General features: G+C 57.1%; 12 protein-coding genes. 7 read left to right on the top strand and 5 right to left on the bottom strand.

Annotated elements, in window-relative coordinates; genetic code table 11:
* Positions 1-19 precede the first annotated feature (19 nt).
* Entirely contained in the window at positions 20-2,011 is a 1,992-nt protein-coding gene (locus IEN85_RS05695; RefSeq protein ID WP_191616102.1) for a DUF3857 domain-containing protein, read from the top strand.
* Entirely contained in the window at positions 2,008-3,987 is a 1,980-nt protein-coding gene (locus IEN85_RS05690; RefSeq protein ID WP_191616101.1) for a DUF3857 domain-containing protein, read from the top strand. Before IEN85_RS05695 ends, IEN85_RS05690 begins: the two co-directional genes overlap by 4 nt.
* Here IEN85_RS05690 and IEN85_RS05685 read toward each other — a convergent pair.
* Positions 3,984-4,265, bottom strand: a complete 282-nt coding sequence (locus IEN85_RS05685) for a hypothetical protein (protein ID WP_191616100.1) — start codon at positions 4,263-4,265, stop codon at positions 3,984-3,986. The genes IEN85_RS05690 and IEN85_RS05685 overlap by 4 nt on opposite strands.
* Positions 4,266-4,448: 183 nt before the next feature.
* Between IEN85_RS05685 and IEN85_RS05680 the strand changes: the two genes are divergently transcribed.
* Entirely contained in the window at positions 4,449-6,026 is a 1,578-nt protein-coding gene (locus IEN85_RS05680; protein WP_191616099.1) for an agmatine deiminase family protein, read from the top strand.
* A gap of 2 nt (positions 6,027-6,028) precedes the next feature.
* Here the strand turns inward: IEN85_RS05680 and IEN85_RS05675 are convergent, their stop codons facing one another.
* Positions 6,029-7,666, bottom strand: a complete 1,638-nt coding sequence (locus IEN85_RS05675; protein WP_191616098.1) for a ComEC/Rec2 family competence protein — start codon at positions 7,664-7,666, stop codon at positions 6,029-6,031.
* Between the two features lies 1 nt (position 7,667).
* Positions 7,668-8,462: a bifunctional hydroxymethylpyrimidine kinase/phosphomethylpyrimidine kinase gene (gene thiD, locus IEN85_RS05670; protein ID WP_191616097.1), complete on the bottom strand. Its 795-nt coding sequence runs from the start codon at positions 8,460-8,462 to the stop codon at positions 7,668-7,670.
* A 103-nt stretch (positions 8,463-8,565) separates the two neighbouring features.
* Here thiD and coaE point away from each other — a divergent pair, with 103 nt between their 5' ends.
* The 4 genes from coaE (at position 8,566) to IEN85_RS05650 (ending at position 14,388) form a co-directional block, all read left to right on the top strand.
* On the top strand, positions 8,566-9,150 hold the full coding sequence (coaE, locus tag IEN85_RS05665; protein WP_191616096.1) for a dephospho-CoA kinase: 585 nt from the start codon (positions 8,566-8,568) through the stop codon (positions 9,148-9,150).
* Between the two features lie 83 nt (positions 9,151-9,233).
* A complete protein-coding gene (rho, locus tag IEN85_RS24870) occupies positions 9,234-11,309 on the top strand; it encodes a transcription termination factor Rho (RefSeq protein ID WP_191616095.1) in 2,076 nt (691 codons plus the stop codon).
* 188 nt (positions 11,310-11,497) lie between these two features.
* A complete protein-coding gene (locus IEN85_RS05655) occupies positions 11,498-13,213 on the top strand; it encodes a GspE/PulE family protein (RefSeq protein WP_191616094.1) in 1,716 nt (571 codons plus the stop codon).
* Positions 13,214-13,305: 92 nt separating this feature from the next.
* Positions 13,306-14,388 (top strand): type IV pilus twitching motility protein PilT, encoded by a 1,083-nt coding sequence (locus IEN85_RS05650; RefSeq protein WP_191616093.1) that lies wholly within the window; start codon positions 13,306-13,308, stop codon positions 14,386-14,388.
* Between the two features lie 110 nt (positions 14,389-14,498).
* Here IEN85_RS05650 and glnD read toward each other — a convergent pair whose 3' ends face one another.
* Together glnD and IEN85_RS05640 are read right to left on the bottom strand one after the other, a co-directional pair.
* Positions 14,499-17,303, bottom strand: coding sequence for a [protein-PII] uridylyltransferase (gene glnD, locus IEN85_RS05645; RefSeq protein ID WP_191616092.1), 2,805 nt, complete (start codon positions 17,301-17,303; stop codon positions 14,499-14,501).
* A 154-nt stretch (positions 17,304-17,457) separates the two neighbouring features.
* Positions 17,458-23,430, bottom strand: a complete 5,973-nt coding sequence (locus tag IEN85_RS05640) for an alpha-2-macroglobulin family protein (RefSeq protein ID WP_191616091.1) — start codon at positions 23,428-23,430, stop codon at positions 17,458-17,460.
* Between the last annotated feature and the right edge of the window lie 77 nt (positions 23,431-23,507).

Here is a 23,507-nt window from a genome sequence, read left to right as displayed (position 1 = left end):
CTTATGTAGCTTTCTGCGCATGTTCCTCCGTTTTCCTCCCATCCTCAGTCTCGCATTCTGCGCGTCTTTCGTTTTTCTCGGACTGCTTTCCGCCCAGCAGTCCGAGCTGGCCAGAGGAGGATGGGACGAGATCCCGGAGGAGGAGCTGCAGGCGACAGCTCCCCGAATCGATCCGGACGCGCATAGCGAATACACCTATCGGAAGATCACGGTGGACGACCGTGAGATGTTTTATTCGGCCCATCGATTTCACAATCGCATCAAGTTGTTCGACGAAGCGGCGGTAGAGGAATGGGACAAGGTCGACATCGAATACTTCGAAGGGATGCGGGTGACGCGCATCAAGGCGCGTGTGATCTATCCAGACCTAACGGTAGCGGAATTGAGCCCACGCGATGTGGTGAAGCGAAAAATCTTCAAGAACGACAGCTTCAGCGGTTACGCGAAGTCCTTCTCGTTTCCTGGCCTGAAGCCCGGATGCATTATAGAGTATTCGTGGAAGACGAGTATTGATGCCTGGTTCAAGGGGGTGACGCTCGATCTGTTGAGCGACCATCCGACTTGGCATTACGAAGTATTGATAAAGCCATACAGAGGTTTGGCTTCGAGTGTTCGCAGCTTCAATGGTGGTTCGAAATGGGAGAAGGTTCCGGGAGGCTACGAGACCTTCGCCAAGAATTTGCCGGCGAGGGCGGAGGTGCCCTATGTCGGGCCTCGCCGAGACTTCGAGCCCTTTGTCTTGGTGGACTACTCAAGCGAGCTGAAGGCGCTCGAGCAGGAGAAGTATTGGAACTATCGTGCCGGTCGATTGGACAAGGTGAATGACGAGCTGATCAAGGCGAAGGCGTCACGAGTCAAGAAGCTGGCTTCCGAGCTCTTCGAAGGAGTCGGCCTCAATGAGGAAAAGGTGCAGAAAGCTTTCGATTATTGCACGAACGAGATTCTGAACATCAGTGTTCCGAACACCGTTTACACGGAGGAGGAAATCGAGGAGCTGAAAAAGAACGACACGCCAAACCAGACCTTGAAAAACGGATACGGAACCTCCTTCGATATCAACTCCCTATTTGCGTCCTTGCTCGCGGCGGGCGGCTTCCAAGTTTCCTTGGCGGAGGTGGAGGATCGCTCGACATGCACGTACCACGTGGGAAAGCTAGGGAATTTCAATCTTTCGGATTGGGCGGTCGCGGTACTTGTGAACAATAGCTACGAATACTACGATCCGGGAAGCAGCTTCTTGCCGTTGGGCGTTCTCAATGCGGAAAACACGGGAGCGAAGGGGATCTTGATCAAGGGCAAGTTTTACCGGGATGTTGAGACTCCCGAAGTGGCGGCGGAATTTTCGAAAGTTAGCCGAATTGCCGATGTTCGAATCGATGAATACGGAGACTTGGAAGGTTCAGTAGCCATCAAGTATGACGGTTACGAGGGCGTCGCCATCAAGCGCGCGTTCGCCGGTCAAACGGATGACGAACGAGAGTCTTTCGTGCTCGAAAAACACTGGCAGTCCCGCTTGCCTCGCGCCGAGATCGACGACTTCAGGATCAAGCATGAGGACTCGAGGGAGGAAGGCTTGATTCTTCGCTACAGTGTCAAGATTCCTGGATACGCGGACGTTGCAGGAGATCGCTTGATCTTAAACCCGTCGATTTTCCAAAAGGGGGCTCCGCCGGTTTTCAGCGATGAAACGAGAGAGGTTCCGATTGGTTTTCCTCATCGCCCCCTAGTGATGGACAAGGTGACGATAGAGGTGCCGGAAGGCTTTAGCTACGAGGCGAGCGCTGGCACGAGCGACGAGTTCGAAGGCGCTATGGTGAAACGTAAGTCGCTTGTAACGATCAACGACGCGAACGAGCTCGTCTACCAACGCCATTACACATTGAAGGGAACTCGAGCGGACGCTCGTTACTATCCCTTGGTAAAGGCTGAATTTGATGCCATGAATGAAGCAGACCACCGTCCCCTGACTTTCGTGGCCGGCAGTGAAATCCTTACGAGCAGCGTTCAATGAGAGCAGCTATTTTTCTATGCGGCTTCTCCGTATTGGCAGCAACGTCCTGCTTTGCGAAGTCGAGCTATCCGGACTGGGTTCAGTCGAGTATTGATGTTGCGGATACGGTTCTGAAATACGAGGAAGACTACGATGCGGCCGTATTGTTGGAAGAATCGCATATTGAATACCGCGGTCGTGGGGAGATCGAGGAAACGGTGCGTCGAGCCTTTCATGTCTTCGATCGTGACGGTCGCGAATTTGCGACTTTAGGTATTCCCCTCTCTTCCGATGAGAAGCTAACGAAGTTCAACGGTTGGATAGTCTATGCTTCGGGAAAAGTGGAGCGGCTGAAGAAAACGGACTTGGTGGAGATTGCTGTTGATCGGGACAAGCTTAAGAGCGAGTCGGTGATGTTGCAATTGGACCGTTCGGAATCGATGAGGGAAGGGACTGTATTTGCTTATGAATACACGGTCAGTCGCAATCAGATCTTCTTGCAGAGCGGTTGGTGCTTTCATTGGGAGATCCCGGTAGCGCTCTCTCGCCTTTCGATTGAAATTCCGAAAAATTGGTCGTTACAGTCTCACCTGTTTGGAGCGGATTTTGCGGAGAAGCGAGTGAATGGAAGCGTTCACATTTGGGAAGCCCGCGATTTGGATGGGGTGGAGGAGGAGGAGTTTCAACCTTTTCGCTCTCTGATTACTGGGAATCTAGTGTATTCGGTCTATCCTGACGAGAGCGATTTGTCTCGTTACCCTTACCTTGTCTTCAGGGATTGGAAATCGGTGGCGCAGCATATGGATGCTGTACACTCTGAGCGGATTGTAGCCCAGACCGCATTGCGGCAGAAAGCTGCCAGCTTGGCCGCAGGCAGCGCGTCTCAGTGGGAGACCGTGTCCAAGATCTGCGAATACGCGCAGTCGGTGAACTATTTGGCGGTCGCCATCGACCTAAATCGAGGGGGAGGTTACATCCCGGAAGACGCAAACCGGACGTTTGAAACCCATGCAGGTGACTGCAAGGACATGACGGCGCTGGCTCGGGCCATGCTCAAGGCAGTGGGAGTCGAGTCCTATGCGGTTGCTGCGCAGATCGGAAAAGACTCTTGGGTGCATGAGGAATGGGCCTCGCCCCATGCCTTCAATCATTGCATCCTGGCGGTACCGGTGGGGCCGGATGCTCCTGAGCGCTCCGGGGTAGTCGAGCACCCTGTATACGGTCGATTGCTCATTTTCGATCCCACGACCAAGGATGCGGCGCCCGGCGTGTTGCCCCATTATCTGGAAGGGCGAAAGGTATTGGTCTGCAGCTCCCAAGACGAGAGCTTGCTGAGTCTGCCCATCTACGGCCCCGACGTTAACCGGGTTGTTCGTCATGTGGACGCGGAGATCGACGGGTTTGGCAACCTGATCGGTTCCTTGGAAGAGAGCAACTACGGGGCAAACGCCCAGAGGTTGCGCAAGCTCTACCGCAAGCTCAAGCGCGACGATTTTGAAGATCTCATCCGTGGTTGGATTGCCCATGGTACCCGTGAAGCGGCGATCGAAGAGCTCGTTTGCGAAGATTTTTTCGACGAGAACCGCTTCGACCTAAAAGTGAAATTTGCTGCCCGCCGATATGCTCGGATCATGAACAGGGGGGAAATGCTGTTGTTCAGTCCGGTTTTCCTGAGCCGTATCCAGTGGGTTCCTCCAGTTGACGAAGAGCGGAAGACCCCCTATGTGATCGGCTCGCGGCATTTGGAGGAAACGCTCTCGATCGCTTTGCCCAGCGGTTACTCCTTGGATGCGTTCAAGGAGCCGCAAGACTTGGAGACCGAGTTCGGGGTCTTCTCCATGGAGCTTGCGTTCGGCGAAGGACGGGTGGACGTGACGCGTCAGAACTCGCAGCGCTACACGACGGTACCTGTCGCGAACTACGGGGATGTGGTTGACTACTACGAGACGATTTCCCGCGCGGAGACGTCCAAGCTGGTGTTCAAGCGCGAGGGCTAGGCCTCGCCGCGGACGGCATCTTTCTTGGCTTCGCGTTCTTCCTCGAGGCGGGCGCGTTCGTGCGCGATCTGCTTGCGCAGGTCTGCTGCCTCGGAAAGGTTGCCGCTCGCCTCGGCAGCGGCAAGCTTCGGGGTGAGAAACACTTCGCGTTCGGCAATCTTGGCTCGGTACTTTTCGTCGATCTCCGCGAGCTTAGCCTTCTGTTCCTCGGTTACTACTTTCCGGTCGCCGTCTTTTGCGGCGAGGCGTTCCATGGCGAGTTCGTAGGCAGATTTCATAGCGAAGAGGGATTAGGTCATAAGAGGATAGGGTCAATCTGAATTGAGCGGGGGCGTATTGAGGCGGGGCCTGTCTCATGTTTATGTAGTCCAAGAGAAAGCGCTTCAGGAGCGCGCGAATGAGATGGACGGAGGGCGTGAATTGAATCTAATCCGCGTCTTAGCGTCCATCTTTGAAACGGAATGAAAACCAAATTACGATCGCTGCTTGCGGTCTCTACCCTGTTTTACCTGCCAGCCTTGTGCGATGCTCAGCTCTCTGATGTCCGAACGGAGACGATCCGCTCTGCCCCAGAAGGTTTCTTCAACCTATTGACGTTCCCGACCGAGCCGCTTCCCGTCGCTCGCCTTATTGCCGAATGGGATCCAGCCCAGGCATTGTTGGTGAGCATTCCCGTCAAAGAGTTTTTGCGGGACGAAAGCATGCATCGATTTTATGGCGAGTACTTGTCTTTGGCGCTCCGGCACACCCAAGTTGTCATCGCGTATGATGTGGCGGATACACGCTACTTGACGAATTTTGAGGAAACTTTGCTAAAGCACTTGGAAAATCGAGAGGCTAGCGAAGGTATTCGGTATGCTCCGACGAGAAGTCGATCCATATGGATACGCGACAACGGACCGACCTTCGCTTTTGACGAGCGAGCTGAACTGATCGTTATCGACTCGATTTATAGGCAGCTGGAAGGCGAGATCGATGCGTTCTCTAATTCCAGTATCGATGTTGACTCGAAGGATCTTGCATACGATCTGGAGGCTTTCGTGAACTTCCGTCAAGCGGGTCGAAATGACGATGTTACGCCGCTTTTTTTGGCCAAAGCGATCCGCCAGGATCTAGGAGTTTCCTGCGATACGGTTCGTCCGCCCCTCCATCTGCAAGGTGGAGACTTCATGACGGACGGAGAGGGGAATGTCTTCGTATCCGAAGATACGATACTCGCCAATGGCGGGAGGAAACGGCATGTAGAGTCGATCCTTCAGCAGTATTTCGGAGCTGAGGAAGTGCATGTGCTGAACGCCTTACCGGGGGCTACAGCGAAGCACCTTGATTTGTTGCTGAAGCCTCTCAGTCCAAGGCTAATGCTGTACGTCGAGCCTCCGAATGCTTCCGATACGGCGCGGGTCTACAGCAAGCGAATGTCACGCGAGGTGAAAGCCGCTCAAGAGACGAATCTCTCCTACTTGCGCAAGCAGTTCCCGGATATGGAATTGGTTTCCTTGCCCATGCCGCCAATCATCGAAGACAATGCTTCCTATGTGGTGGCGAGCATTCGCAACCAGCTGATCATTGTTGTTTGCGAGCAAGCAGGCATCAATTACTTGCGCTACCACAAGCTGGCGAAAGGTTCAGCGGAACGTGAATCGGCGAATCGAATGATTGGGAAAGCGATTACGGAGGCGGTGGGGCGGCCCCTTGATCTAGGTTCGAGAGACGATTTGGACATTGCATGCCAGGCGTTTCTCGGCAGCGGCCTCGACGCCTTGGAGCATTTTCACGTGTCGTCCACGACGGTTTATCGCTCCTATGCGAACTCGGTTATTCTGAAGACTCCTGAAGGCGAGACTGTGGTTTTCTTGCCGCGCTACAAGGCGGTGGAAGGGGAGTCGCAGGCGGATTTCGACCGTTATGAATCTGAAGTGGAGGCTGCCTATCGCATCGGGTATCCTGACGCCATTTTGTATTGGGTGGATTGTGACGCAATGGTGCGACGGCTAGGCGCTCTGCATTGCCTGTCCATGACCATCCCCGCTCCTCTGTGAGATCATACAATTTGGAGTAGCGCTATCCAAGCGCCGCAGCTTGCTACGGCGCAAAGCTGCCATAGGGGAGCTCGCCGTTGGTGGATTTGGGTATAGGAGAAGGCAACGATGGTGAGGCAGGTCAGCAGGGCGCTGGCAGCCCAGTAGGCTGATACTGCCGGCGTTTGTATGCTTGAGAGCGGAAGTTCGCTAGTGAGTTCCAAGAACAGGTGGATCCCTTTTATCAGCAGCAATGCAGCGTTGTTGAAAACTTCGCTAAGCGGGATCCAAGCGATGAGTGGAGAGCAAAGCAGAGAGAGGAAGCCGGACACGATAGCGAGAGACGCGACGGGAAGGGCTACCAAGTTGATTAAAATTCCGTAGCTAGGCAGGATTTGAAAGTAGTAGATTCCCAGCAATGCGGAGATGAGGAATGCTGCGGTGCTTACGCCAAGCGCGTCGAGTATCCATTTTTTGGACGCAACGAGAATCTTCTGGAACGGACTTTGGATTGTTGGGGGAATGTGCGGGAAAAGGGGGACAAATTTATTGAGCGTGCGGCCCAGCGGCAGTCCCAGCAGTAGGATGGCTGTGACCGTGAAGTAGGACATTTGGAATCCTGCTTGGAAGAGTTGGCCGGGCAGCAAGAGCAGATAGACGAGGGCGGAAAGGGTTAGGGCGTTTACGGGCGAGGCTTGCCGGTAGCCGAAGCTGGTGAGGTAGAAGCAGGCGACCATGAGCAAGGCCCTCCAAGAAGAGGCGGAGCCGCCGGTCACGAGCACGAAGCAGGCGATGGCGACGAGGGCTGTGATCGCTCGAGGACCGCTGCGCAGTCGCAAGAGGGAGAGAAGCTGATGCAGGCAGATTGCGATGACTCCGATGTGCAACCCGCTGATCGCGAAGAGGTGCATGGTTCCATTGGCGAGGAAGAGCTGTTTCTGGTCAGGCGTGAGCTCGCTCTTTTGTCCCAGCATCAGGCCTTTGTAGGCGCCCGTGTAAGGGCTGTCCGGGCGTTTGTTCTGCGAGAGGACATGGGCGAAGTGATCCTTGGTCCGATTGGTCAGTCGCGAAATTCCCTGCGCTTCAGCAGTCAAGTCCAAGAGGTAGCCTTGTTTGTAAGCCTGGGATATTCCTTGGTTGCGCAGGTAGGCGTCGAAGCGGTCGCCCTCCGCGTACGATGGGATGCGGCGAACGACTCCGATAGCCAAAAAGCGCTCGCCCTCCTGAGGGTAGTGGGCGAGGGCCTGGGTTTCCAGGAAGAAGAAAATGCGAAGGGAGGTCAGCTCTCTTTGCTGTATTGGCGATTTGACTACACGAGCGATGCCAAGGGCGGTTTGGGGGTCGGTTGCATTGAATAAGGTTTCAATCTGCAGTTCCAGTTCGGCTTCTCGCGGAATGGTTGCGATTTGGTCATGCGGATCAAGGTGAAGGTTCAAGAATCTCGCTGCGCCCAACATCATCATGGAGGGGATGAAGAAGGCATGCCAAGAGCGGTCCTCCTTTTTGGCGGATCGGTAGGCGAAGCAGATCCCTAGCGCAGCGAGGGAAAGAAGGATCCAAGAAGAGGGTAAGGGAATGAACCGGGCGACGCCGATTCCTAGGGCGTAGGGTAACAGTATCCAAAGCAGCGGTACGCGACGCGGCTTGGTGGCTTGGGACATTTTAGGGCAGGTGGTTGATAAACGGGGAGGTTGGAAGTCGAACTGGAGTTTCCATGCAAGCGCGCAGGTACTCGCGGGCCTTGGCTATGGCATCGATAATTGCTTGGCCGCGGGCGATTTGGGCAGCTATTGCAGCGCTGAGGGTGCAGCCGCTACCGTGGGTATCGATGCCATGGATGCGCGTTTGGTGGAAGTGGTGTGTTTGGCCGTCCGGCGTGGCGACGACGTCAACAAGGTCGTCGTTGCTCAAATGCCCGCCTTTTACGAGGGCGTAGGCTTGGTACGCTTTGGCAAGGTCTAGGGCGGCTCTCTCCATTTCTGATGGATTCGAGATCTCGCGGCCGAGCAAGAGCTTGGCTTCGTCGAGGTTAGGAGTGAGCACGCTTGCCAGCGGGAGTAGGTGGACCTTGAGGGCCTCTAGAGCGGAGTCTTGCAAAAGGGGGTGACCGCTAGTCGCGACGGATACGGGGTCGACCACGAGTGGAAGACGGGGGACTCGCTCCAGCTTGCGGGCCACGGCTAGGATGAGCGCCTCGTTGAAGAGCATGCCTGTCTTGATTGCCCGAATAGGGTAGTATTGCAGGACTTGCTCGATTTGCGCTTCCAAGACCTCGACGTCGGTGGCTTGGATGGCGCAAACGCCCCTCGGGTTCTGGGCGGTGAGGCAGCTTATCGCGGTAGTGCCGTAAACTCCGTTTGCGGCGAAGGAAAGCAGGTCGGCTTGGATCCCCGCATTGGCGCCGGAATCGGATCCGGCGATGGAGAGGGCGGCAGGAGCTGAAGAGGGGGAAACCATTTACGGAATCGAGGATGGTAGGCAGCGGCTGAAAGCCAAGCTTCACTTCTGGAAGGATTTGGGGGTTGTACGGGCGGCTGCTTGGCTTATGGGAGTGAGTGCGATGAAGATTGGGCTGACAGGTGGGATTGGATGCGGAAAGTCTACGGTTTCGAAATTGTTTCGCGAGCGGGGCTTTTGCACCATCGACGCGGATGCGATCGTGCACGAACTCCTGTCGAAGGACGAAGCAACGATTGAGGCAGTTGTCGCCCTGTTTGGGGAAGCGGTACGCTCCCCCTCGGGAGGGATTGATCGTGCTGAGGTAGGGCAACGCGTTTTTGGAGACGCCGACCTGCTGTCCGAGTTGGAAGGGATCCTTCATCCCAAGGTGCGATCCACTTGGGAAGCAGCGGCCCAAACCGGAGGAGATTGGCTGGTTGAGATCCCTTTGCTTTTCGAAAAAAAGCTACAGAAAAACGTTGATATTACGATTTGCGTGTTCTCTGATCCGCAAACGCAGGTCGAGCGACTTGAGCAGAGAGGAATGAATCGAACTCAAGCCCTGGCCCGCATGAAGCGGCAGATGCCGGTGTCCGAAAAAGCTGAGCTTGCGGACTTCGTTTTGCTGAATGATGGCAGCCTCGAATTCCTCGCCGAGCAGGTCGACCATCTGATCTCGAACATCAAAAACCTCCAAATCCAATAGCGTGTAACTTTTTGAATGCCAGGCTGATGTGGCCGGCGTTCCGGGAACAATAGAATCCCCTCCCACTCTAGAATCATTTCGATATGTCTAGTGACCCTGATCTAAGCAACGACGGCGGATTGCCGCTCGACTACGGTTTTGACGACCTGCCCCGCAAGGCAGCCAAGAAAGCGACGAAGAAGGTAGCCAAGAAGGCTGCTAAAAAAGCCACCAAAAAGGTAGCTAAGAAAGCAGCCAAGAAAGTGGCGAAAAAGGCGGCCAAGAAGGTAGCGGCGGAAGTGGAGAATCCAGCGCCAGCCGAGGCGGCTCCCGCAAGCGAGAACCCTGCTCCCAAGAAGGAAGCAAAGGCTGACGGCAACGAGTTTCGTCCCTCGGACTTCAAGGGGCGCGGGTCGCATTCCGACGGGCAAGACTCGGTATCCGTGGTGCCTGATTCCAAGGAAGCCCCAGCGGAGCGCGCCAAGGTGGTCGCAGAGACTCCCGAAAAGGCAGACACGGAGGAAAGCAAGGCTTCCAAAGAGGAAGGCTCCGACAGAGCAGAGGCTCGCTCCGACGATGGAGACCGGAACCAGCGCAATGATCGCAACCAAAACCAGCGCCATGATCGCGGTCAGAAGGGTGGCAAGTTCAACAAGAACAAGAAAGGTGGCGACCGCAACAACCAGCATGGCGGTAACCAGCAGCACGGTGGGAACCAGCATGGAGGCAAGCAAGGCAAGCACCAGAAGGGGAATCGTAACCCGAACCAGAAGGGCGGCGGCAAGCAGCAGGGCGGCTGGCGCCAGCCACCTCCTCCTTCCGAGCGCGATCACATCGAAGGCGACCTGCCGGCAGCAGCTCGCTTCCCGAACAAGGACGCTTGCGAAGCAATCCTGAAGGAACTCGACGGCGCGGAGCCGATCGACCTGACCTCGCTTTACGAGATGAAGGTTGAGCCCATGGGAGCGGAAGTGCGTTCCTTGGGCGCGGAACTCGAGCCGAAGTCCAGCCGCAAGCAGGCGATTGAAGCGCTCTACAAGTTTGCCCGCGAGGGGAAAAAGGTTTTCAAGGATACTGGATTTCTGGATACGAGCGACGACGGGCATGGCTATGTCGTGCACCAGGTCAGCAATTATCAATTGAAGCCGGAGAGCGTCTACGTGCCAGCGTCTTTGATTCGTGAATACGGATTGCAGCGTGGTCACGAAGTGGAAGTCCTCGCAGTGGCCCCTGAAGAAGGCGAGCGCTGTCCAGCTGCCTTGAAGATCGTATCCGCCATGGGAGAAGATCCCGTAGAGCTGGCCAAGATCACGCCTTTCGAAGACTTGATCCCGTATTATCCGACGGAGCGTCTGGTTTTGGAGACGCCGGATCCCGGCAACAGCAAGAAGGACGTTTCCATGCGGGCCTTCGACCTGCTCACGCCGATCGGTTTCGGGCAACGTGGATTGATCGTGGCGCCGCCTCGTACAGGTAAGACCATCCTGTTGCAGGGCTTGGCGAATTCGATCCAGCAGAATTGGCCCAAGGCTCACCTGATCGTATTGCTCATTGACGAGCGCCCGGAAGAAGTCACCGACTTCAAGCGACGCGTGAAGGGAGAGGTGATTAGCTCCACCTTCGACGAAACGCCGACCAGTCACGTGCATTGCGCGGAGATGGTTTGCGAGAAAGCTCGCCGCATGGTGGAGAAGGGGAAGGATGTGATCATCCTGCTCGACTCCATTACGCGTTTGGCTCGCGCCTACAATGCCCTCGCCAGCAACAGCGGCAAAATCATGTCCGGAGGTATCGAGGCCACGGCCATGCAGAAGCCTAAGCGTTTCTTCGGTTCGGCTCGTAACATCGAGGATGGCGGCACGCTCACCATCATGGGTACTGCTTTGGTGGATACAGGCAGCAAGATGGACGAGGTGATCTTTGAGGAGTTCAAGGGAACGGGTAACATGGAAATCCACCTGGACCGCGACCTCATCAACAAGCGTATTTTCCCGGCTATCAATTTCGAGCGCAGCGGTACTCGCAAGGAAGAGCTCCTCTACCACCCGCAGGAGATGGAGAAGGTCTACGGCTTGCGTCGCGTGATGCAGGGCGTGCCGGGCGTGGAAGCGATGGAAATGCTGATCAAGCGCTTGAAGGTGACCAAGAACAACATCGAGTTCTTGATGTCGCTCAAGTAGGGCAAAGTTTGCGTTGCGCAGGACTTTTAGAGCGAGGCGGCTGTTGGGCTGTCTCGCTTTTTTTGTTTGTCCGCAGGCATGCCGCGGCGATGTGTCGACGCTTTGAGCCAACGCGTTCTAAAGCAGCCGCGCTGCGAGTTTATTTTGTCTGGCGGGAAGGGGCGTCTTGCTTCTTTCTAGAACGCGTTATGGCTGACGCCTCCTTAACCCTGCAGATCGTGGAATCGCACGAGCTTGTGTCCGAAGAGCAACTACGCGCTTTGCGGGCGGCTTTGCCGAGGGCGGGGGACGAAGAGTTGGTGGAGGCGATTTTTTCCAAGGGATACACGGACCGCAAGGTCGTGGTCCGGGAGATGGCCAAGGAATTTGCCATCGAGTCGATCGACTTGGCGAACGCTCCCTGGCCGGACAACGCCCGCGAGCTTTTGGAGGAGTCCTTGGCCCGCAGGTTTCAGGTCTTTCCGCTCTCGGGCGGGCGTGATCGCCTCAAGGTGGCAATTTCCGATCCTTTGCAGGAGCTCGATACCTTGTCTCATCTTTTGAGCAAGCAGGTGATCCCGGTGTTGGCGATCGAGGAGGATGTGGAGATCGCAATCGATGCGTCGTATCTGGACTCGCACCTGACGGCGTCGGCTCGCCTCAGCCAAGAGGAGCGGAAATTGGCGGACGAAGTGAAGGTCGCGGACGCGGGAGTGGAAATCGCTGCTTCCATGATGGGGGAGGATGACGCCCCGATCATCCGTTTGGTGCAGGTCGTTATTTCGGACGCGATACGCATGCGGGCCTCGGACATACATTTCGAGCCGTTGGAAACTCGATTTCGCGTTCGTTTTCGGGTGGATGGGTCGCTGCAGGAAATTCCCAATCCACCGCCGCAGCGGCTGCAATTGCCGGTGATCTCTCGCATCAAGGTGATGGGCAAGATGAGCATCGCCGAGAAGCGTCTGCCCCAAGATGGCCGCATCCAAGTGAAGGTGGAGGGCGTCGAGTACGATCTGCGTGTTTCGAGTCTGCCCACGGCCTACGGCGAGAGCATTGTGATGCGTATTCTGGACAAGTCGGGCTTGATGCTGGGCCTGCCGGAGCTCGGATTCCTGCCGGACGACCAGGAGGTCTACGAGCGGATGATAGCGATGCCGGACGGGATGTTGCTGGTCACCGGGCCTACGGGTTCGGGCAAGACCACCACGCTCTACAGCTGCTTGCATTTCCTTAACAAGCCGGACCGCAAGATCATCACCGTGGAAGACCCGATCGAATACCAGATGCCGGGCATCAATCAGGTACCGGTCAAGAAGGAGATCGGCATGAGTTTCTCCGCGGCCTTGAAGGCGATTTTGCGTCAGGCTCCCAACATCATCATGGTGGGGGAAATCCGTGACTTGGAGACGGCGGAAATTGCGATCAATGCTTCCCTCACCGGGCACATGGTTTTCAGCACGCTGCACACCAATGACGCTCCGTCGGCGGTGACCCGTTTGGTCGATATTGGTGTAAAACCCTACCTGGTAGCGACTTCCCTGCGGGCTGCTCTCGCTCAGCGCTTGGTGAGGAAGATTTGCCCCAGCTGCCGAGAGCGGTACGAACCGAGCCTGAGGGAGGTTCATGCGGTGGGGCTGGAGCCTGCAAACGCCCGGGCGGCGACATTCATGCGCGGACGTGGCTGCCCCGATTGTCACGATCAGGGGTTCAAGGGGCGTATTGGGGTTTTCGAGATTTTCCACGTGAACGAGGAGGTCGAGCGACTGATCTACTCGAACGGGACTTCTGCTCAACTGCGTTCCCTCTCGCGCCAGCTTGGCATGCGCTCTATGCGTGAAGACGGGGTGCGCAAGGTGATGGCCGGTATGACGACGGTCGAGGAAGTGCTGTCGGTGACGGTAGACGAGCCGGCCCTTGCCTGAGGGTAGGCTGCATTTTACGGGTTTCTTTGTAGGGGAGATTCGTTTCCTTGCGGAGCTCAGGTGGGGCGGGATTTGGACGATACTGCTTCTATATGAGTTACGAGATGAACGAGCTGCTGGAATTGGTCTTCGACGAGGGGGCCTCTGACTTGCATATCCAAGTCGGTCGCCCGCCGACGATCCGTTTGCACGGTGAGATGGTATCGGTCGATGGTCCTGACCTTACGGCTTCCGATACGGAGAAGCTGATGCAGTCGATCACGCCGGACTCTTACATCCAGTCGGTGAAGACGACGGGGGGAGCGGACTTCGGTTTCGCCTACCTCGATCGGGCTCGCTTCCGTGTGAGCGTATTGCGGGCGAAGGGGACTTACGGCATGGTGCTGCGTTTGATTCCGGCCGATTTCATCCCGCTGGATAAGATCGGGATTCCCGACAAGATCCGCGACTTGCTTTACCGTCCGCGTGGCTTGATTTTGGTGACGGGTCCTACCGGTTCCGGTAAGAGTACGACATTGGCGTCGATGATTAACTACATCAACGAACGTCGTAGTGGACACATCATTACGATCGAGGATCCGATCGAGTACTACCACGATCACAAGAAGTGTATCGTGACCCAGCGTGAGGTTGGGGTCGACGTCGATAGTTTTGCGGGCGCCATCCGCAGCGCCTTGCGTCAGGATCCGGACGTTATTCTGGTGGGCGAAATGCGCGACTTGGAAACCATCGAAGCGGCCATCAGCGCGGCTGAGACGGGACACTTGGTTTTCGGCACCTTGCATACCAATAGCGCGGCCAAGACGATCGACCGTATCGTGGACGCCTTCCCGGCGAACATGAAGGAAATGATTCGTACTCAGCTGGCCTCTTCCATCGTGGGAGTCATCTCCCAGGTGCTCTGCAAGAAGAAGGGTGGCGGCCGTGTGGCAGGTCTCGAGATCATGGTCACGACCACTTCGATCAGCGCTCTTATTCGCGACAACAAGACTTACCGTATCAATTCCGACATTCAAACGGGAGCGGCATTGGGTATGATCCCGATGGATACGCACCTCTTGAGCTTGTACAACCAAGGCCTCATCACCGCCCGCGACGCTTTCGAGAAGGCTCAGTCGCCGGACGACATGCTCAAGCGTTTGCAGGAGCTCGGGGCAGAGGTCGAGGAGTCGTAAGGCTCCCGGTACGCAACGTAATTGAAATTTGGGCACGCTCCGGTCGGGGGCGTGCCTTTTTATTGTCTCAGCGCCCGAGCTGTCCTCTTATGAGTCGAAGCTGGCTGCGGTTATTCGTTGTCGGCGTTGAGGACCTTGGTGAGGCTGTCGCGCAATTCCATGAGCTTTTCGCCGTCGGAGTCTTCCCCGGGTTCGACCTCGCTGAGGTAGAGGGTGTCGATCGCGATGCCGCGTTCGGTGTTGATGCGGGCGAAAGTGATGTCGAAGCCGTGCTTGGAAATCTGATGGGAGATTTGGTAGAGCAGACCGAGGTGGTCGGGGGCTTGGACTTCGAGGATGGTGCGTTGCAGGGAGAGCTCGTGATAGACGTCGACCTGTGGCTCGAAAGATTCGGCGAGCGGGTTGTCGTCGTTTTTGTTGAAGATGTCGGCGGCCTCCTTTCGCACCATCTCGAGGATGCGCGGGTAGAGATCCTCGTTGGAGACGAGGGCGTCCTTGACTGCGTTGGCGAAGGCTTCCTTCGCCTTTTCCTCGCTAGAGGGTCCGCGGCCGCTTTCCGTGACGTAGAAGGTGTCGATGGCGATGTGGTCGTCGCGGGAGATGGCCTTGGCGGAAAGGATGGAGTAGCCGGCGAGGTTGAGGGCTCCGGCGAGCTTATGGAAGAGTCCGGCTCGGTCCCAGGTAACGATGTTGACGACGGTGAGGGAGCGGTTGACGTCTTGCTTCCAGTCGATGACGGGCTTGAGGGCTCCGATGGATTCGGCTCCAGCGATCGCCTTGATGAGCTCGTTGATCATCTGGATATGCTTGATGATCTCCTCCTTGGAGGTGTTGATGAAGTAGCGGTCCGGAAGGAGTTTGAAATGGGCGTCGACCTCTTCGGAACCGACGCCTTCGATATCGATGGAGAGCAGTTCTTGTTGGGTCATCTTCTTGTGCTGCTCGTAGTGCTGGTCCAGCTTGCCCTCCGCCTTGAAGACGTCGAGAGCCCGGCGGTAAAGGGTGCGGTGCAGGGTGTCCTTGTATTGGTTCCAGAGCCCGGCGGCCGTGCCTTTGGCGTCGCAGAACGTGTGCACGTAGAGGAGTCGCAGGAGTTCTGGCGACTCGACTTGTTCGGCAAACGCTTTGGCGGTGTCTGGATCATCAACATCGAACCTCTGCCAAAATCGCGCCATTTGTAGGTGATTCTTGATAATAAATCGTACCGAGGCTCGATTTTCTTCGTCGATCTGCAGTCGCTCCAGAATCGGTTCTGCTATGTCGACGCCGTTTTCGGCATGATTTCTAATGCCGCGGGCTTTGCCGATGTCATGCAGGAGAAGGATGAGGTAGATGAGGTTCGGTAAGCGGAGCTCGTGAACGGCTTCGCGATAAGATTTGTAGATTCCGCTGGGATTTGAAAAAATTTCATCGAGTTCCCTTATGGTATGAAGGGTATGCACGTCGGCGGTGTAGCGATGATAGTACTCGTGTTGCACGAGGCAGGTCAGTTTTCCCCATTCCGGAATGAAGGCGCCGAGCACGCCGAGCTCGTGCATTTCGTTGAGCGTAGGGTAGACGTTGCCGGTCTCCTGCATGATGGTGCGGAAGGCGAGGTTGGCTTCCGGGGACAGGCGCACGGAGTCGTCGATGAGCTCGAGCGATGCTCGAATTAGAGCATTCAGCTCAAAATCTATCTCGACCCCGTTTTGTTGGCTGTGGCGGAAAATCCGGATCAGTCGATTGGGTTCCTCGGTGAAGACGCTGTCGTCCTCGAAGGTGATCTCCTGGCCGCGGATGAGGAAGCCGTCGACTTTCTTGACCCGTTCCTTGCGTCGGGCGAGCAGGAAGCTCTTCACGGACTCGAGCGGGCTTTTGCTCTCCTTTTTTGAGGTGGTGTTGAGGGCGAGGCGTTTTTCGATGTTCTTGGAAACGCGATAGATGATCTGGGCCTGGCGATAGTAGTCGCGCATGAAAACCTCTACTCGCTCGAGGATGTCGCGTTGCTTGTAGCCGAGGCGGTAGGCGACTTTAGGTTGAAGCTCGAGGGAGAGCAGGTCGGTGGGGCGCTTGACCCGGAAGTGCAGCTCGTTGCGTACGCGCAGGAGAAATTCGTAGGCGGCCCGGATGTCTTGCAGCTCTTGCTTGCTCAGGTAGTTGAGCGGCACGAGGCCGGCCATGTCCTTCAGGTTGAGGCGGACCTGGGCCATCCAAAGGGTGTTGTGGTAGTCGCGCAGGCCGCCCACGCCGCTCTTGATGTCTGGCTCCTGCATGTAGATGGAACCGCCGAACTTGGCGCGTCGGCTCCGCTGGTCGTCGAGGCGTTGCTTGATATACTCCTTGGGACCGTCCTTGCGGTAGAACAGGTGGTAGGAGGTTTGGAAGCCTTCGAACAAGGGGGCGGAGCCGCAGATACGGCGGGCTTCGAGCAAGGCGGTTTTCGTTTGGATGTCGGCCTTGGCCTCCTTGAAAGCCTCGTCGACGGAGCGGGTGGAGTGGCCGACCTTAAGGCCCGCGTCCCAGAGCGGGTAGAGGACTTCCTGCACGAGCAACTCCTGGGCTTTCTCGAGCAGCTTGCTGTCGGTATCCGATGGATACAGGAACATGATGTCGATGTCGCTGAGCGGGCAGAGCTCCTCGCGTCCGTAGCCTCCGAGCGCGACGACGGAAACGGCGAGGTCGGCCTTGTTCGAGAGCTCCTGCACGGCTTGGATGGCAGGTTCAGCGAGTTTGCTGATAAGGGTGTCGATCATCAAGGAGCGGGCCTTGCCCACGTCCAGCCCGGAGGCTCCGTTGCGATGTTCGGCGAGGATGGTTTCGGTCCCGGTCTTGAGGAAGCCTTTGAGAGCGGCGAGTTTTTCGGCTGGCTTGGTCTCGGAGTTGAATGCCAGGCTGCTGGCATCGTTCTTCAGTTGTCTGGCGAAGGCTTGAATCATTGACGGGATCGATTGGGAGGGCGCGAGTACGCCTCTGCTCGGAGTGGAGCAAGGCGGATGAGCCGCCGTGGGTCAACAGCAAGCTAGCGGCCAACCCGTCCTATCGATTTTGCCCTTCCTCGAAGTTTTCCCGGGAACCCCCGGCTCGATCCTTCTACTCGACCTCGATCACGGTGCTGGCGGAGTGGCTGTTGAACTCGGGCGCGTACATGCACTGGATCTCGGCGATTCCGCTTTGGTAGCTGCCCTTGAGCTGTACTCGAGTGGAGTACTCGAAGACGTAAGTGCCTTTTGGAAGGTATTGGATGAAAAAGTGGCTGGCGGTGTCGCGGGTGCTCTCGTAGTAGCCGAGCCGGTCCTGGTAACGGTATTGGCTCAGCACGTTCACTGGCTCGGTTCCGCTGCCGCGTTGGTCCTTGAGGTGGAGGTACTCCATGTCGCGATCGCTGCGCAGCTCGAGACGCACTACCAGCTCGTCGCCCACCGAAAGCGGGCCTTCGATCGGTTTGAGAACCGGTCCAGCGGAGGAGTTCTCTTTAACGAAGAGGCTTTTCTTCAGGGTCAAGGGAGTGGCCTCGTGGGGCGTGACCTTGCTCATGTCCTCGAGGTACTGCCAGTGCACGCTGCCCCAGCTCACGCCGTCGTCGGTTTTCGTTAGCGTGATCTCGCCCATCTCCGCTTGGATCTCTTGGCGAACGAATGCCTTTTGGTAGAAGCCGGTTCCTGCCTCCACGTTTTCCGGTTCGATGGTTTGGCCTCCGAGGGAAACTGCGACGAGGGCGTCGCTGGCGAGCAGGTTTTTGCCGCGCAGCAGCAAGCCGTAGACAGCGTCGGCGGTGGCTTTAGTGGTTTTCCAGTTCTGAGTTTGCTTCTGTTTTAGAAGCCATACTTTCAGGTCTTCTACGGCTTGCTCGTCTTCGGCAACTTCTGCGAAGGCCTCGATCATGAGGGCTTGGGTTTCGATGGGGGCATGGTACCACCACCAGCTGCGGTTTTCCGTGTCCCGCCAAAACATGCCGAGCTCTTCGTCGCTGACGCTGCGTTCCTTGAGGGAGCGCAGGATGGCGGTGGGCGTGTCGCGATGTCCGAAGCGTTGCAGGGCGAGGGCTAGGTGAGCTTCGCTTTGGCGGCTGGAAACCTGGGTCCAATGTTTGTCGGCTTGGAGCAGAAAGAAGTCGAGGGCGTCGCGGTGGCTCGCGGGGATTGGCTTTTCCGAAAGGAAGAAGCTGCGGCCGTAGAGGTAGAGGGAGATGAGATGGTCGGGCACGTAGTTCTCCGGGCTGGGTCCATCCTGGATGTCTTCGTAACGTCGCTGCATCCAGCGATCCAGGGCATCGAGGGCACGGATGGCCGGTTCGCTGTCGATTTCTGCTCCGAGATGGCGCAGTCGCCCGAAGCCGGTGGCGATGTAGAGGGTGATGTAGTCGCTGGCGTAGCCGCCGGGAAACCAAGACCAGCGCCCGTCGGAAAGCTGGCGCTCGGCGAGTTTTTGCAGGGCGCGGCTGGACTCGTTTTGCAGGCGATTCTCGTCGAAGAGCAGTCCGACGTTGCGGCGGGCTTGGCTTTCGTTTTGGGCTTGGCGCAGCCAGGGGGTCTCTTCGATGAGCACGGACTTGAGCTCTTGGTTTTTCTCCAAGGGACTGTCTAGAGCAGGCGTATTTTTCCAGAGGTCGAAGATGCGACGGATCTTGGGATCTGAGGTGGCGATGTGGGAGGCGAGCGAGTTGGCGTAGAAGCGATTGAAGAGCTGCTCGCTGCACTCGTGCGGAAATTCCATGAGGTAGGGCAATGCCATCACCGCGTACCATGCGGGTTGGGAAACCATCTGAACGGTGAGGTTCTGGTGCTGGAGCGTATCCGAATCTCCTGACGCTAGCAGCTTTTCGAAAGTGAAGTCCTTGCTGCCTTGGCCGCGAATGGGGAGCGGCAGGGATTCGGTGACGAGTATTCGTCGGCTCAATACGGGCAAGTAGCCTTCCTCGCCGTCGCTAAGGGACGCGCTCGCTCCCACCGCTTTGTAAGTGAGCACTCTGGCTCCGTCTGGAACTTTGATGCGCCAAGAAAAGCTGCGCGACTCTTTGGCGGGGATCGTGAAGGAGCGGTCGGTTTCCTGGTTCGCTAGAGAGGAGTCGGCAGGTTCGAGGGTGGCGGCATCAGTGAAGCTTAGACGGACTTGGCCGCTTTGTTCCGAATCGGACTGGTTGCTGACTTTGACCGTGAATTCCACTTCGTCGCCTTCGCGCAGGAAGCGCGGTGGATTGGGTTCGACCATGAGGTCCTTGGCTGTGACAGCGGTGTCGGAGAGGAAACCGGAGCGCAGCTCGTTGTCGTGGGCGAAGCCGAAGAAGCGCCATTCGGTGAGGGCTTCCGGCATGGTGAACTGGATTTTCACGACGCCGTCCTCGTCGCTCAGCAGGTGCGGGTAGAAGAAGGCAGTTTCGTTGAGGTTGGTGCGAGCGGAGACTTGCGAGAGGTCGGGGGCTGGGGGGGGCGCAGGACTGGGCTCTTGGCTGAGCTCCATTTTCATGGCCGCGTCGCCCATTACCGTATCCATGGGCGCGGGACGCATGGGGCTGTTTAGCCTGGTTCCTGCTAAGGTGCTTGCGGCTTGGTAGCCTTCGTCAGCGCTCTCTGCGATCGAGAAGGGAGAGAGTTCGAAAACATCCTCTCCTCCGCCGCCTCCGAAACTGCGCATTTGCCTGCGATAGTTGATTTCGAAGGGTAGGCGTCGGTAACTCCAGTCCACGGGAAGGATGTCTGGACGCCAGTACCCAGCGAAGGAATCGAAGTGATTTTGCGTATTGCCGAATTGGCTGTGGATACGGGAATATTCTTGGCGGAATGAGCCGATTTGTTGGGGCCAGTTGTGAGGCTTGTACTGGTCGAGCGAGGCGTCGTAGAGACCAGCCACCATTTCGGCGGCGGCGACGTGGGCGTCGGGTCCGGTGATGGTAGCGGTCCAGGTTTCCGCTTGGCCGGGATCGAGTTTGGAGCGGAAGCGCTCCCATTTGACTTGGAGCTGCTTGTTGCTCCAAGGAACATCGATGCGTTTGCTTTCGAAGTAAGCGCGGTTTTCCCGGACAAAGGTAGTACGTAAGGTGAGTCCTCCGCGGTGCGATTCTGTGATAGGAAATTGGATACGTTCTTGGGTCTCTTCCCCGTCGGTCCAGAAGCTCTGCAAGGTTTTGCCGCTTTGCTCGATTTCGATGAAGGCGCGGCCTTTTTCGTAACCGCTGCCCCAAAGGGCGTCGAGCGATTCTCCGGGTTCTAGGGTGAAGGTGGGGGCTCCGAGGAAGTTGGGGACTTTGGTCGCGAGAGCCGCGGCTTGCGGGTCCTGCACCGTAAAGGTGTGCCGCGCGCTGATTTTGTTTCCGAAGCGATCCTTGCTTTCGAGTTCAACGCGGTAGGGGCCTGCGGGGAGTTTGACGGAGTAGGTTTCGTTTCCGCTTTCATCGATCCTGATTTGCTTTCTGGATACGGTTTTTCCGATTTCCCAAGTGTCGGGGTTCGAGGGATCGAACTCGGGCTCGGTCGCTTGTATTCTCCATGGACGGTAGCGGTGGTCGGCTAACTGTTCGCGTATGACCGACTCCGGTTGCTGCAGGCGGTAGACCTTGAGTTGGACTTTTGCAGCTTGCGGCTTTCCGTCCAAGGATTGGGTACTGATCGATATTTCAACTGGCGTGTCGATGCTCTGCCATTCGGTGGTCGATAGTTCGGCTTGCAGTGCGGTGTAGCCAGCTCTCGTTTCGGTGGAAGCGGAACGGGTTTCGCCGTTGGTGTCGGTAACGTCGGCATAGACGGTGTAGACGAAAGTCGGTTCGTTCTGGCGAGGTACGCTTTTGTCGGGTGTCGCGGGAAAGTGGATACTGAAGCTACCGTCCGCTTCGGTGGTTACGCTTCCGTGAGCGATGGCCTTTGTTGCGGGTGGGGTCCACCACCAGCACCAGCTAGGCGCTCGCACTCCGCGCTCGACCCGCCATTTGACGCTCGCTCCTCCGATAGCGGCTCCGGTGTATGCGGTGGCTCTTCCCTTGAGAGATACGGTTTCTTCAAGCTTGGGCGCGTTCGCGGGGGCGTCGAGTTCGACCTGAAACTTGGGGCGCTTGTATTCTTCCACGTTGAAGTGAGTTGAACCCCAAGGGCCGAAGGTGACCTCGATACTCATGTTTCCGAGCAGTCCTTCTTCGGGCGCGGTGAAGCTGCCGCTGAAGGATCCGTAGTCGTTAGTCTTGTGTTCGCGGTCGGCGATGACCTGACGGTTGGCGTTTTTGAAGGCGATTTGTAGTCTGCTGTTTTTCAGGGTTTTGTACCGGCCCTCGGAAGGGTGGTTGAAGACGCTGATGCCCTTGTAGTTTACGGTTTGGCCGGGGCGGTAGAGGGCACGATCGGTAAAGAAAATAGTTCGTTGCTCGGGATAGCTTTCTCGGTCGCTGTGATGAAGCCAGAAGGATTGCTTGCTCGCGGTTTTTTGCCCTTGGTGTTCGGCTAGGATGAGCGTTCGATCCCTGCTGGCATTCTTGGATACAGCGAAGCGTCCATCCGCGTCGGTGGTGAGAGACCTGCCTTTGCGGAAATTCCGATTTCGGTTTTGGTGCCACAGTTGCACGGTAGCTCCGGCGATGGGTTCGCCGCTGATGGCATTGAGCACGAAGCCGCTAAGGGGTGTATCCAATTCTTGGGTTCGCAGTACCAGGGCCAGTTCGCTGACCCAAACGGTAGCGCGGCTTACGACGTTTTCGTATTGTCTAAAAGTGGGATCGTAGCTGGCGAAAATATGGTAGTAGCCGGGCTCAAGCGTTTGGGGGGCGGGAAGCTTTTCGGTGCGCGTTTGGTAGTCGCTTGTGGCAGGAAGGTCGGCTTCCCAGCTGTGGATGGGGGTGCGTTCGAAGACCGATTCTTGGAAGTCGCGCAGGTCGGGATGGCTGCGAAGTTCTTCTTCGAATTCGAGTTTGATGGCTCGGAAGTAGACCTTGTCGACGTTGCGGTAGGTGACGTCGATAGTGGGCCAAGGCGCGTTCCAAATGTATTCCGTTTGGATGTTGGCGGACTTTTGCTCGACCTGCTGGATGAGATTGTGGCACTCCGCCGCGCCGGCGCTTCCGGGAAAGCTTGCTAGGCCGCGGCTGGCGATTTGGTAGGCGGTGACTAGCTCGTTTTGCGATTGGTGGTAAGTTGCCAAGGCGGCGCGGGCGCGGGCGCTTATTTCGTGAGCTGCGGTTTTTTCGATGAAGCGTTCGAGGGCGGCGGCGTAGCGTTCTCCCTTGTCTTCTCCAACAGCGACGTTGTGGCCGTAGATGAGGCGGGCGAGGTCGGCGTCGTAGTAGGCTGAGGGATCGGCATCGTCTCGGTGGAAGCGGAGCAAGTCTTGGTAGAACCGGATGGCTTTGAGCTCGGGGGAGTAGTCGGTGTCAGCTGCTGGCGTCCAATCGAGGAAGGCGCGGGTTCCGTCGAAGATGGGAGAGTGGGCGGAAATTTCGAAAGTGTCTTCTGCTTCGAGAGCTGCTTGTTCGCCGCTTTGGTAGAAGGATAGGGCCTCGTAGGCGAGGAAGTCGTAGAGGGTGGGGCGGTAGGTGTCGGGTGCGGTGCCTGGCTCCAGCAGGATGTCGTAGCTTTCGATGGGGACGGATTTGAGGAAGGATTCGTTGGCGAGGGCGGCGGTGAAGTGACGGTCGATCTCGCGCAGGATGCGGGCGAGGTCCCAGGTTTGAAAATCGTTGCTGGGCGCTTCCGCAGTTTGGGTGCGTTGCAGGAATCTCCAGCGGTTCTGCTGGAAGTAGCTCCAGTAGGAGTGGGCGAGCAGGGTTTGGAAAACGGGTTGCAGGGCGGCGGGTGTTTCGTCGAGTTGGCGTTGCAGCCGCAGGATGGCCTCGGCGGGCTGTTCGCCTTGGATCTGTGTTTCCAGAGCGATTTTGAGGGTGATGGCTTTGATGGCCTCGGCGTGAGCTCCTTCGGCGAGGGCGCCTTCGATGATGGGCTCGAGGGACTCGATGGCGGTTTGGGGCAAGCGTTGGGCTCTGGCTTCCGAGACTTTGAGCCAAAGGTCGTCGCGGTTTGCGGCGAAGAGGTTGCAGGTGAACGCGAGCAGCGCTCCCAGGAGAAGGAAGGGGCGAAGAGAGGGAGTCATAAGAGGTTTAGGAACCGGTACGTTGGGCTGGGTTCCTTGGATTTGCAAAATGGGAGGGGAGTTTGACGGGATTGAAT

This window comes from Pelagicoccus enzymogenes (assembly GCF_014803405.1).
In the GTDB taxonomy this organism is placed as follows: Bacteria; Verrucomicrobiota; Verrucomicrobiia; order Opitutales; family Opitutaceae; genus Pelagicoccus; species Pelagicoccus enzymogenes.
This window is presented reverse-complemented; position numbering and strand designations above follow the sequence as displayed.

Excerpts from the sequence above, each read along its gene's own strand:
- IEN85_RS05695 (WP_191616102.1), top strand. The coding sequence starts at position 20 with ATGTTCCTCCGTTTTCCTCCCATCCTCAGTCTCGCATTCTGCGCGTCT.
- glnD (WP_191616092.1), bottom strand. The coding sequence starts at position 17,303 with ATGATTCAAGCCTTCGCCAGACAACTGAAGAACGATGCCAGCAGCCTG.
- IEN85_RS05675 (WP_191616098.1), bottom strand. The coding sequence starts at position 7,666 with ATGTCCCAAGCCACCAAGCCGCGTCGCGTACCGCTGCTTTGGATACTG.
- rho (WP_191616095.1), top strand. The coding sequence starts at position 9,234 with ATGTCTAGTGACCCTGATCTAAGCAACGACGGCGGATTGCCGCTCGAC.
- IEN85_RS05680 (WP_191616099.1), top strand. The coding sequence starts at position 4,449 with ATGAAAACCAAATTACGATCGCTGCTTGCGGTCTCTACCCTGTTTTAC.
- IEN85_RS05640 (WP_191616091.1), bottom strand. The coding sequence starts at position 23,430 with ATGACTCCCTCTCTTCGCCCCTTCCTTCTCCTGGGAGCGCTGCTCGCG.
- coaE (WP_191616096.1), top strand. The coding sequence starts at position 8,566 with ATGAAGATTGGGCTGACAGGTGGGATTGGATGCGGAAAGTCTACGGTT.
- IEN85_RS05690 (WP_191616101.1), top strand. The coding sequence starts at position 2,008 with ATGAGAGCAGCTATTTTTCTATGCGGCTTCTCCGTATTGGCAGCAACG.
- thiD (WP_191616097.1), bottom strand. The coding sequence starts at position 8,462 with ATGGTTTCCCCCTCTTCAGCTCCTGCCGCCCTCTCCATCGCCGGATCC.
- IEN85_RS05655 (WP_191616094.1), top strand. The coding sequence starts at position 11,498 with ATGGCTGACGCCTCCTTAACCCTGCAGATCGTGGAATCGCACGAGCTT.
- IEN85_RS05685 (WP_191616100.1), bottom strand. The coding sequence starts at position 4,265 with ATGAAATCTGCCTACGAACTCGCCATGGAACGCCTCGCCGCAAAAGAC.
- IEN85_RS05650 (WP_191616093.1), top strand. The coding sequence starts at position 13,306 with ATGAGTTACGAGATGAACGAGCTGCTGGAATTGGTCTTCGACGAGGGG.